The sequence below is a fragment of the Cyanobacteriota bacterium genome, from assembly GCA_025054735.1.
In the GTDB taxonomy this organism is placed as follows: Bacteria; Cyanobacteriota; Cyanobacteriia; order SKYG9; family SKYG9; genus SKYG9.
Map to the genome: position 1 here is coordinate 1 of JANWZG010000089.1, position 11,084 is coordinate 11,084.

The 11,084-nt window shown below is 49.4% G+C and carries 9 protein-coding genes and 1 tRNA gene; 5 read left to right on the forward strand and 5 right to left on the reverse strand.

The annotated features are described in order from the left end of the window. Positions 1–178: 178 nt before the first annotated feature. Positions 179–529 (reverse strand): c-type cytochrome, encoded by a 351-nt coding sequence (locus NZ772_06235; GenBank protein ID MCS6813153.1) that lies wholly within the window; start codon positions 527–529, stop codon positions 179–181. A gap of 332 nt (positions 530–861) precedes the next feature. Here NZ772_06235 and NZ772_06240 point away from each other — a divergent pair, with 332 nt between their 5' ends. Next, positions 862–1,782 (forward strand): hypothetical protein, encoded by a 921-nt coding sequence (locus tag NZ772_06240; protein MCS6813154.1) that lies wholly within the window; start codon positions 862–864, stop codon positions 1,780–1,782. Positions 1,783–1,943: 161 nt separating this feature from the next. After that, positions 1,944–2,960 carry a GDSL-type esterase/lipase family protein gene (locus NZ772_06245; protein ID MCS6813155.1) on the forward strand — a complete coding sequence of 339 codons (1,017 nt, stop codon included), beginning with the start codon at positions 1,944–1,946 and terminating at the stop codon, positions 2,958–2,960. A 43-nt stretch (positions 2,961–3,003) separates the two neighbouring features. Here the strand turns inward: NZ772_06245 and NZ772_06250 are convergent, their stop codons facing one another. Both NZ772_06250 and nadD read right to left on the reverse strand, forming a co-directional pair. Further along, complete coding sequence (locus tag NZ772_06250; GenBank protein MCS6813156.1) at positions 3,004–4,020, reverse strand: type I glyceraldehyde-3-phosphate dehydrogenase; 1,017 nt, start codon at positions 4,018–4,020, stop codon at positions 3,004–3,006. Between the two features lie 182 nt (positions 4,021–4,202). Beyond that, positions 4,203–4,832: a nicotinate (nicotinamide) nucleotide adenylyltransferase gene (gene nadD / locus NZ772_06255; GenBank protein ID MCS6813157.1), complete on the reverse strand. Its 630-nt coding sequence runs from the start codon at positions 4,830–4,832 to the stop codon at positions 4,203–4,205. 456 nt (positions 4,833–5,288) lie between these two features. On the opposite strand from nadD, the gene murC reads away from it, so the two are divergent. Genes murC through NZ772_06270 form a run of 3 tightly spaced genes read left to right on the forward strand, consistent with a single transcriptional unit; the run spans position 5,289 to position 8,888 of the window. Then, on the forward strand, positions 5,289–6,845 hold the full coding sequence (gene murC / locus NZ772_06260) for a UDP-N-acetylmuramate--L-alanine ligase (protein ID MCS6813158.1): 1,557 nt from the start codon (positions 5,289–5,291) through the stop codon (positions 6,843–6,845). Between the two features lie 47 nt (positions 6,846–6,892). Beyond that, complete coding sequence (gene murB / locus NZ772_06265) at positions 6,893–7,879, forward strand: UDP-N-acetylmuramate dehydrogenase (protein MCS6813159.1); 987 nt, start codon at positions 6,893–6,895, stop codon at positions 7,877–7,879. Between the two features lie 19 nt (positions 7,880–7,898). Next, positions 7,899–8,888, forward strand: a complete 990-nt coding sequence (locus tag NZ772_06270; GenBank protein ID MCS6813160.1) for a carbohydrate kinase — start codon at positions 7,899–7,901, stop codon at positions 8,886–8,888. Between the two features lie 558 nt (positions 8,889–9,446). Here NZ772_06270 and NZ772_06275 read toward each other — a convergent pair. After that, positions 9,447–9,519: transfer RNA gene (locus NZ772_06275), tRNA-Ala, on the reverse strand. Positions 9,520–9,570: 51 nt separating this feature from the next. Next, positions 9,571–11,076, reverse strand: coding sequence for a DUF697 domain-containing protein (locus NZ772_06280; protein MCS6813161.1), 1,506 nt, complete (start codon positions 11,074–11,076; stop codon positions 9,571–9,573). Between the last annotated feature and the right edge of the window lie 8 nt (positions 11,077–11,084).

Here is an 11,084-nt window from a genome sequence, read left to right on the forward strand (position 1 = left end):
CAGACGATCGTCATCGTTAGCTTCTACACAGCCAGCAATCCTACAGCCGTGCCATTGATTCAACGAATCCACGGGTCATTTCGACTCATGACTCCACAGCAGTAATTTCAAATAGCTAAAAAGACCCCCCGATGTCACCATCGAGGGGCTAAGGGTGAAACTCAAGATCAGGGAAGCATTAGCCCTTCCAGCCCTTGGCAGCTTGATCAGCTACATAGCTAGCAACATCTACAATCTGATCCTTAGACAGGCGACCACCAAAGGCAGGCATCGCGTTCTTGCCGTTCGTAACTTGATAGGCGATCGCAGCTACGGGATCCTCATCGTACTTATCCAAGTACTTAGACAATGCATCCGCCTTCAATGTCTTGTTAGCCATAATGACATTGGCTCCGCCCATGTGACAAGCAGCGCAGTTGGCACCGAAAATTTTGGCACCATTCGCTAAGTCTGCCGCCAGAGCAGGACGACTAAAAGCAACGGAAACAACGGCGATCGCTGCCAGAACGATGGACACAACCTTACTCAACGCTTTCAACACAGTTCTCCTCTTATAAACAATCACTACGATCTCTCATCTATATTGTGCCTTACGTAGGATCCTTATAGAACCAATACACAAGCCTAATCTAGGTTACAGTCAAAAAAAAACTAGCACAAGTACTGGATATACTTTGCGGTATTTTTTCAGCAGGTCGGCAGTTGGTTACGAATGTTAACATTCTGGAGTTGTAGGAAGCAGTGGCCACGATCGTTCAACAGTTAATGAAACCACTCCCGTCGCTGATTACCCTAGCAGAGTACAACTAGCAACCAGTAGCTAATTCAATGCACCTAACCGTATATTGAAGCGACGAACCTATGAGAGGACAACGTCATTGGTTTCAGATGGCTATCCAATTGCGGGGATCAGTCATTCCTGCAATTTTGCCTCGAACAGTCATCTGTGGCTTGTTTGGAGTTTTGATTTCACTCCTGCATCACTATCAGTTCCCAGTATCCCAGCCAGCCCTCGGTAGCGTGATCCCCAGTATTGTATTGGGTCTGCTGCTTGTCTTTCGCACTAACACTGCCTATGAGCGTTTTTGGGAAGGTCGCAAAGCTTGGGGGCAACTCGTCAATACTTCACGCAATCTAGCCCGACAGATTTGGGTCGCCGTGCCTGCTCACAACTCTACGGAGTATCAGCAAAAGATTGCTGCCCTCAAGCTACTGGTTGCCTTTGCGGTCTGCACCAAGCTGCATCTCCGCCAACAGCGGGTGAATGCTGAAGTAGAGGTTTTAGTAAGCACTCAACAATTCCGACAACTTCAGGATATGAACAACCCTCCCCTAGAGGTAGCCCTGTGGTTAGGTGATTATTTACAGCAGCAACATGCTCGTAACTACATTAGTAGTCAACAACTTACTGCCATGCATGAACTGCTGAATGTTTTGGTAGATGCCCTTGGAGCTTGCGAGCGCATTCTGAAAACGCCTATGCCCCTAGCCTATGCCATTCACCTCAAGCAATTACTGATCATCTACTGTTTGTTATTGCCCTTTCAACTGGTAGGGCAGCTAGGATGGCTGACTGGGTTTACGGTTGCCTTAGTTAGTTTCACCCTATTAGGCATTGAGGAGATTGGTCTAGAAATTGAGAACCCATTTGGCAATGATCCCAATGATCTACCCATAGACACAATTTGTGCCACGATGCTCCGTAATATTGAAGACTTGATCAAGGTTGGGGATACTCAGCACGTAGCGATCGACAACCCAGATGTTACTTTGAGAGCCTGATTTCTCAGGTCATTTTGGGTTTGTTGCTCCAAAACTAGGCAACAGCAATATTACTGATCATTAACAAAAATCCTACGGATAGGTCAGTCAAGGTGATGTATGGGTAAGCGAGCCTCGCTAGAGGGTTGTTGTAATATGCTTGCCTAGAGGAGCTTTAAGTAATGACTGGACTGCCACTGTTCGCGATCGGACTCTTGCCATCAGATCCGTCACTAGTACCGTATCCAACTACCAGTCCCCCAACTTCCTACCCAACTCAGTCCTCCAGAGTAACTATCCCTGAACCTCTCCAGCTTGCCAATAACCCTGCCTCCTATCCTCACATTTCTTCACCCGAACCCATCGCAGTGCCCATAAGTCAAAAATCTGTCACATTACCCCCATGGCAAGAGCCTCCTAGAGGCTACAGTCACGAGCATAGTTCTGCAACATTTACAAAACCCCTGAGAGATTCCTACAACCAGACACCGCTCTCGCCCGATCGTCCGCAATCGGGTGGGCAGCTATATCTTCAGCGCATGGCAGCCTTGAAAGCAGGCAAGCTATACACTCGGTTGCCTAACAACAGCTTTCGCGAGGTATGGCAAGGAGTAACTTGGCAGCCTACCTATCAAGACTGGGTACGGTTGCTAGCACTGGAGGCGGGTGCCACCGCAAGGGGACAGGGAGATAACCGTTTAGCAGTGTTACTAGGGGATTCACTGAGTTTATGGTTACCCAGTGATAGGTTGCCAAGTGGCCAGCTCTGGTTAAATCAGAGTATTTCTGGAGATACAACGGGCAATGTGTTAAAACGGTTGCCACTGCTAGCAAACACTCGCCCTGCTATTATCTATGTCATGGTGGGGATCAATGATCTGAGAAGGGGCATCGACGATCGTACAATTGCCATTAACCTATATCAAATTGCGAGGCAACTTCGGCAACAGCACCCACAGGCACATATTGTGATGCAATCTATCTTACCTACTCGGTATGATGCCATCCCTGCTCCTCGTGTTGAGCGACTCAATCGCGCCCTAGCTGCAATCGCACTGCACACTAATACTACCTACATGGATTTAGCAGCCGACTTCAGTGACGATCGCGGCAATTTACGGCGAGACCTCACAACCGATGGGCTGCACCTTAGTTCCCGTGGTTATGAGGTCTGGCAATCTGCACTCAACAGATTCTAGAGATTAGTTCTAGCTAACAGAGCTTAATATCCCACTAAAGCACCTAGGCTTTCCATTTCTGAGCCATAAGTTCTGCCAAATCAACAACGCGCTGGCTATAGCCCCACTCATTGTCATACCAAGCAACCACTTTCACCATGTTGCCACCCATTACCAAGGTCAACTCAGCATCCACAATAGATGAGGTATCTGTCCCTTGATAATCACAAGACACTAGTGGCAGGTCACTATAGCCCAAAATACCCTTGAGGTGACCTTCAGAAGCAGCCTTGATGACTTCATTGACTTGCTCTGCGATCGTCGGCTTCTCAACTTCTACAACCAAGTCTACGATCGAAACATTAGGAGTGGGAACCCGCAGAGCAATACCATTTAACTTGCCTTGCATCTCTGGAATGACCAAAGCCACTGCCTTAGCCGCACCTGTAGAGGTTGGTACGATATTCATGGCGGCTGCCCGTGCTCGACGTAAGTCACGGTGGCTAGCATCCAACAAGCGCTGGTCACCTGTGTAGCTGTGGGTAGTGGTCATCGTGCCTTTGACAATGCCAAAATTTTCGTGCAATACCTTAACGATCGGTGCCAAGCAGTTAGTAGTACAGCTTGCATTACTTACCACAGTGTACTTGTCGTGATCATACTGCTCGTGGTTAACCCCCATCACAAAGGTACCGACTTCGCTACCCTTAGCAGGAGCAGTAATCAGTACTTTTTTCGCCCCAGCGCTAATGTGCTTGCTTGCGCCCTCATAGCTCACAAACACACCTGTCGCTTCAATCACTAGGTCAATTTCCCAGTCTTTCCAAGGTAGGTTTTCAGGATTGCGGTCAGAGACACACTTCACCGTCTTACCGTTAACAGTAATCGTGTTAGCATCGGCTGAAATGTCGGCATCAAATTTACCGAGCATAGAGTCATATCTCAACAAATGCGCGTTGGTTTTGGGGTCAGATGTATCGTTGATAGCGACGATCTCGAAGTTGCTGTCAGTTCTGCCCAACCAGCACCGCATGAAATTACGGCCAATGCGTCCAAAGCCATTAATCGCTACTCTAATCACTGTACTGCCCTCTGTTTACTAAGCTCGGTAAATAAGAATTATTGACCCAGATCATACCATTCCAGTAGTCATAACTTGCGGTGTAGATTTAAGGAGTTGATTCAACCTAAGACACCCAAGACACCGTAGGCTACAAGCCTGTTTCAGCCGCATAGCGTCTAGTACTGACTGTTGTCTAATGCTTAGGAATTGGTGGGAAAATTTGGCTGATATAAGCGATGGGCAGTGATGTAAGCTCTGACTGCATCAGGCACCAAATAACGAATAGACTGTCCTTGCTGGACATATTGTCGAATCAAGCTAGATGACAGGCCGATCAATGGCATGTGTAACAGTTGCCAGCAGTTGGATGGCATATCAGGTGGAATGATCATCTCGTGACCACTGCGAGGTGCGATTAACCAGACACATCGGGTTATTAGATCGTGATAGCGATACCATTTGGGTAGGGTCTGCAGAGCATCAGTGCCGATGATCCAAAACCAGCATCGATCGGGGTAACGGTCTTGTAGGTTAACCAATGTATCAATCGCGAAGGATCGTCCGGTTTGGGCTTCATCGTCGGTGGAAACGGTGAAATGAGGGTGGTCAGCGATTGCCCGTTGAACCATAGCTAGACGGTGTACCAGGGGTGTGGGTTGGGCTACCCGTTTGTAATGGGGGTTACTAGTTGGAATCCAAATCACAACATCTAAGTGAGCTTGGCTCTGAGCAGTTTCAGCCATTACTAAGTGTCCCCAGTGAACTGGGTCAAACGTACCTCCTAAGATCCCTATCCGTTGCGCTAATGCCAATGAGGGGTTAATTGTCATACAGCCCTTGAGTTCACGAGGGAAATCCGTAAAATACTCTACAAGAACGAAATTGTAGAGGTGAGTGTTGGGAATGACACGATCAACGATCGTCGAGTTCACTATGCTCACAGAGCAGGTGTGCACTATTTCTCAAGGCTATACAATTCACCAGTAATGGTTTGAATAGGTACTAATTCTTGAGATAAGGACTTTACAGGGTCTTCATGGTTCAGAGAAGAGCTGTGACTCGCTAGCTACTAGTAGCAACTCTTGGTTGAGTCAGTCATGGGGCTTGAGTCACGCTTAGGGCACTACGTAGCTACTTAACTAACTTAACTAAATCTTGTTACTAGATTTATTGAGGTTGTGGAAACTATCCAATCAAGCGGGTTGCTGATAGTATGATGGTGCCTAAATATTCCGCAGATTTGTTGGTAAGGGCTTTGAATTTTGGTGTGAGGATTACGTTTAATGCTGCCAACTGCTATTGATATAGATGGAAAACCGTTTCACTTTATTGGCATAGGCGGAATTGGGATGTCTGCGCTTGCCTATGTGTTAGCAAAACGCCATCTTCCAGTGTCTGGTTCAGATACTCGGCTTAATCATATAACTCAACGCCTAGCGGAGGTGGGGGTTCATATCTTTGCTAGCCAGGACTCTAAGAATTTGGATTGGTTCCGACCAGTGGAGCTAGCTCAGTCAAGGCAGCCTGTTGAGGGCACTAAAGCGACAGGATCGACCGTTGCTCTAGAGGTACGGCCTGACGTTATGTCTGAGGGGGTGTCTCGGCTATCACCTGCGGTTAATCGCAGTGCTCCGCAAATTATCTGCTCGACTGCTATTAGTCATACCAACGCTGAATACCAAGCCGCTCGCAGCTTGGGGTATCCTATTTTTCATCGATCGGACGTGTTGGCAGCACTAATTCAGCGCTATCGCAGTGTTGCTGTGGCGGGAACTCACGGCAAAACCACTACTAGCAGCATGATTGGCTATATGATGCTAAAGGCAGGTCTGGATCCAACGATTGTAGTGGGTGGTGAGGTAGAAGCATGGCAAGGCAATGCTAGGGTCGGGCATAGTGATTATCTTGTAGCTGAAGCTGATGAATCGGATGGCTCCCTAGTGAAACATGCTGCCTACATTGGTGTAATTACCAACATTGAGCTGGATCATCCTGATTACTACAGCAGCTTAGATGAAGTGGTTGCTGTGTTTAAGACCTTTGCCCAGCAGTGCCAAATAGTTGTTGGTAGCATTGATTGCCCCACAGTGCGGGATCAAGTGCGGCCCAATATTTCCTACAGCCTATATGCAGATGTAGGTGCTGATTATTACGTAGATCAGGTTACCTACTATGGCGATCGCACGGAAGCTAGGGTTTGGGAGCGTGGCAGCCTCCTAGGAACCTTAGAGCTACAGGTGTTGGGTAAGCACAACTTGAGTAATGCCTTGGCAACAATCGCCGTAGGCCGACAACTGAACCTAGAGTTTGGGACGATCGCAGAAGCACTAGCTAGCTTTACTGGGGCACGACGGCGGTTTGAGCACCGTGGCTATGCCATGGGCATCACCTTTGTAGATGACTATGCTCACCACCCCAGCGAAATTAAAGTGACGCTAGCAGCAGCTCAGTTAGCCCTGAGCCAAAATCGTCAACGGGGCCAAATGTCATCCCGGTTGGTGGCTATTTTTCAACCTCACCGCTATAGTCGCACCCAGGCATTGTTTGACGAGTTTGCCACCGCCTTTGGTGATGCTGATGTGGTTGTAGTCACGGACATCTATAGTGCTGGGGAGCCAAATCCTCATAACCTTAGTGGTCGCCAATTGGCTGATGCTATTGCACAACATCACCCCAATGTTCACTACGTACAATCGGTTATTTCACTGCCGGATATGTTGCCTGGCTTGCTTCAGCCTGGCGATATGGCTTTATTCTTAGGGGCAGGTAATGTCAATCAAGCAATTCCCAAACTGCTGGAATTTTACCAAGAAAACCAAGCCGTAGCCCTAAACTGCGCCTAGACCTGTGTAGGTGTCTAGGTCTTGTTGTTACCCTAGCAGTAGCAATCATGACTATATCCCAAGCTTCTTCTTGTGTTATCAGGGTACCTAATCGCTCTTTTGTGGATTTTATGGTTTCGCGGCCTACCCAGATTCGCCTCGCTGAGGGTAACAGTGTGATTAAGTCTGCACAGCCCTTAGCACCCTTGACTTCCTATCGGGTTGGGGGTAAGGCAGAGTGGTACATAGCCCCACGCAACCTCCAGGATTTGCGTGCCAGTGTGGCTTGGGCGCAGGCAAACCAGTTGCCAATCACGGTTATCGGTGCTGGCTCTAACTTACTGATCAGCGATCGTGGCTTACCAGGATTGGTAATCTGTACCCGCTACTTGCGCTCAGTCACCTTTAATGACGACTTGGGACAAGTGACAGCTAGCGCAGGGGAACCAATCGTTCGTCTAGCTTGGCAAGTAGCTGAGCGGGGCTGGCGCGGTTTGGAATGGGCGGTAGGTATTCCTGGAACTGTAGGTGGAGCAGTGGTCATGAATGCTGGTGCTCATGGTAGCTGCACAGCAGAACATCTAGTAAGTGCGACGGTGCTCTTGCCCAATGGTACGGAACAGGTGATGATGTCAGACTCCTTGGGTTATGACTATCGCACATCTGTATTGCAGGGCAGCGATTGTGTAGTGTTATCGGCTACTTGGCAGTTTCAACCTGGCTTTGACCCGGCTATGGTTCTAGCCGCAACGGAGACCGATCTCAACCAACGGCGGGCAACCCAGCCCTATCACTTGCCGAGTTGTGGCAGTGTGTTTCGCAATCCAGAGCCACAAAAGGCTGCCAAGCTCATTCAAGATTTAGGACTCAAGGGATATGCTATCGGGGGTGCTCAGGTGTCAGAATTACACGCTAATTTCATTGTGAATGTGGGCAATGCTACTGCGGCGGATGTCTACCAGCTCATTGGTTACGTGCAACAGCAAGTGGCTCAGCAGTATGGGATCCAATTACAGCCTGAAGTGAAAATACTGGGTGATTTTTCCTCAGGATGAGACTGTTAGGTGCACGGTGATTATGGCAGCAAGGGTGATCTGTCTAGGAGAAATCTTATGGGACTGTCTGGCAAATCAGCCAGGGGTACCTGTGGAGCAGGTGCAATCTTGGACAGCGTATCCAGGTGGTGCCCCGGCCAATGTGGCCACGGCTCTAGTGAAGTTAGGCACGGCGGCGGCTTTCGTGGGTTGTATTGGCCAGGATGAGGCAGGGGATGGGTTGTTGCAATTGTTGCTGGATTGTCACGTGGAAACAACAGGGGTACAGCGCCATGCTACTGCTCCCACGCGGCAGGTTCTAGTAACCCGATCGCTAGATGGCGATCGCACCTTCGCAGGCTTCAAGAACCATGCCACTACTGAATTTGCTGATACCTACCTCCAAGCTGACCAACTGCCTCTGCCCCTGTTTGAAACCGCAGAGATGCTAGCAATAGGCACCCTAGGACTGGCCTATCCCAGCAGTCGGGCTGCGATCGAGCAGGCACTCGCTCTAGCTGATCGCTATCATCTGAAGGTGCTGATGGATGTCAACTGGCGGCCTGTATTTTGGCCAGACCCGACGATTGCCCCTAACGTTATCCGTCCCCTGCTAAACCATGTTGATTTCCTCAAGGTCACGGTAGAAGAAGCCGACTGGTTGTTCAACACTAGAGAACCCGCCGTGATTACCCACCAACTTGACCACCTAGAAGGGCTGTTGGTCACCGATGGCGATCGTGGCTGCTGGTATAGCATAGTCGGTCACCAGGGTCATATCCCTGCCTTTACCGTCAAGGTTGTAGACACCACGGGTGCAGGAGATGGATTTGTAGCAGGTTTTCTTCACCAACTCTGCCATCGAGGACTTTCCTGTTTGCGAGATGCTACTACGGTGCACCACATTGTTCGTTATGCCAGTGCCGTTGGAGCACTCACCACCACTAGAGCCGGAGCGATCGCTGCCCAACCCACTGCGGCTGAGGTAGATGCATTTTTAGCCACCGCACCATCCGATCCTATTACCTAGAAAAGGCTAGTGAGCAGAACCCCTGACGCTAGTGGCGCAACATCTCAGGCCATTGCCTCCAATACTGCTAATTCTATCGGTTGCAGCATAGAACACAGGCAAGCTAGCGATCGACGGCTAGCTAGCTAAGCACAGCATCGGCTGGTAGAGGATTTTGTTAATGGGGTTTAATCGGGGATTGGTCTAGTGACAAAATCTCATTATCCAAGCCGGTGCCAACCAGAAATCATCGAGCACCTCTCCTGAAGCCGTGAAGTGGATGTGACTCTAAGTGAACGTGGCAATGTCAGGAACGATCAGCCAACTGTCATCAACATTGTGATCAACAATTGTCAAAGGTACAACGCGATTCAAGTAAGGCTACAGCAACGCAACTCCTCCCGGCAATATTGGGGAGGTCTCTATGAACACATCAAAAGTAAGAGGCGCCATTGGCGCTGTATCCTCAGAGAGCCAAGCTCAAGAGCCTGCCTACAATCTTAGCTCAGGCACACCTAACAGTGTTGTGTCAACATCCAGACACTGCTCAGTAAACCGTACTAAGTGGCTAAACCCCTATGGAGCTAAGCGGACTCGAACCGCTGACCCCTGCAATGCCATTGCAGTGCTCTACCAACTGAGCTATAACCCCTCAAGCACTCGAAAGTGCATTAACTATAATGCCTTGTTGCTTTGCTGTTCGTCAAGCAGGAGTTGTCGATTGAACTGGGGATAAACGACTCGCCGCAGTCTGAAGAATAGTTTGTAAGACTGCTACATGGCGATTTTGTTGGAAGACAGCTTGTAGGCGCTGGCTGAGAGCTGCGATTGTCAAGGGATTTTCTGCCCGCAAATTCACTACTAGGCTTTGGTCTTGGAAATAGTCCATCAAACTTAAGCCTGCTAGGCGTGTGAGGTAGGCAGCGCTAGCCCCTTGCAGCAACCCACCCACTACAAATGTTGCAGCATTACTCTTTAGCAAGTTCCCTAGCAACTGAGTGGACAGTTCTACCAGGCCTAGCTTGACAAGTAGGGATGCTAAGGTTGTGGCTACGACCTGTGCTTGCTGTAGGGATAGGTGTTGTTGATAAATAGCACTTAAATCTAGTACCAACTGGGCAGTGATGGCTCCTGTTGCTAGCAAATCTAGAGCTGGAACCGGGTTGGCGAAGGCAGCAGCAGCGGCTATCCATTGATAGTTGTCTAGCAGGGGCAAAGCTCGATCGCGCCGTACTTGGTTAAGGGCCGTCTGAGCTTCTTGGTGGAGTGCTAGCGCAGACCTGACAACCGTTGCCCATACTAGCAGGTTGTTGTCTTGGGTCAACAGAGCTTGTAAGCGCTGTGTCAAACCATGCAAGTCTGGAGTCGGAGTTTCTAGCCATTCATCGATAGAGCCATCTGGTTGATAACGCCGTACTTTCAGGGGGTTGGGTTTGGCTGCGATTGCAATAACATCCTCAGCTTGGGGAACAGGTAGCGGATAAGGAGTTGCCGTTGGTTGCTGCTGAGCTAGTTGCACAATGTAGTGCTGCAAGCGATCGATGAGCAAGGGCCGATCGTTAGGCAAGTATTGATCGCACTTATTCAGCACAAGCAGCACCCGTTGATGAGTGGCCACAAGTTCTTGCAGTACTCGATGTTCCGAGGCTGTCAAATCACCAGTGGTTAAGAATAGCGTTAAATCAGCAACAAAATTGCCAATTAATGGCTGATCACCATTGCCTTGGGTGATGGAAGCTGGAATCTCTTGCAATACTAGTCGTCGAGGGCTAGCAAACGTTTGGGGAGAAGCTAGGAGTGAAATCAGCGTGGACTTACCACTGCCTTTGCTGCCCATGACAGCAATCCCAATGGTTGTGCGATCGCAGTCTGTTGTCAATGCTGTAAGCCGATTACGTAGGGCTAAGACTAACGGGTTGAAATCAGGCCGGCTAGCAGTCGGTAGCAACTCAAGCTCAGCAGTGAGTGTATTCACCACGGCAGTGACACGGGTCAAGGCCTGCTCGACTAGTTCCCTGGTGAGTTGTGGGGCGATCGATGCTGGCACCACAGAGTTTTTCTGCCGTTGCCATAGCCATACGCCGGTACCTGTGGCAATCGCAGTCAACACAGCCACTCCACCCACCTCTAACAAGGAATGGTGGATCCAATCCAACAGCCACAGGCCTACACTCAAGCTTACACCCCCCATCAACAGGGGTCGTCTCATTACGCTAC

Coding starts and splice junctions, on each gene's coding strand:
- NZ772_06245 (MCS6813155.1), top strand. CDS start 1,944: ATGACTGGACTGCCACTGTTCGCGATCGGACTCTTGCCATCAGATCCG.
- NZ772_06280 (MCS6813161.1), bottom strand. CDS start 11,076: ATGAGACGACCCCTGTTGATGGGGGGTGTAAGCTTGAGTGTAGGCCTG.
- nadD (MCS6813157.1), bottom strand. CDS start 4,832: ATGACAATTAACCCCTCATTGGCATTAGCGCAACGGATAGGGATCTTA.
- NZ772_06240 (MCS6813154.1), top strand. CDS start 862: ATGAGAGGACAACGTCATTGGTTTCAGATGGCTATCCAATTGCGGGGA.
- murB (MCS6813159.1), top strand. CDS start 6,893: ATGACTATATCCCAAGCTTCTTCTTGTGTTATCAGGGTACCTAATCGC.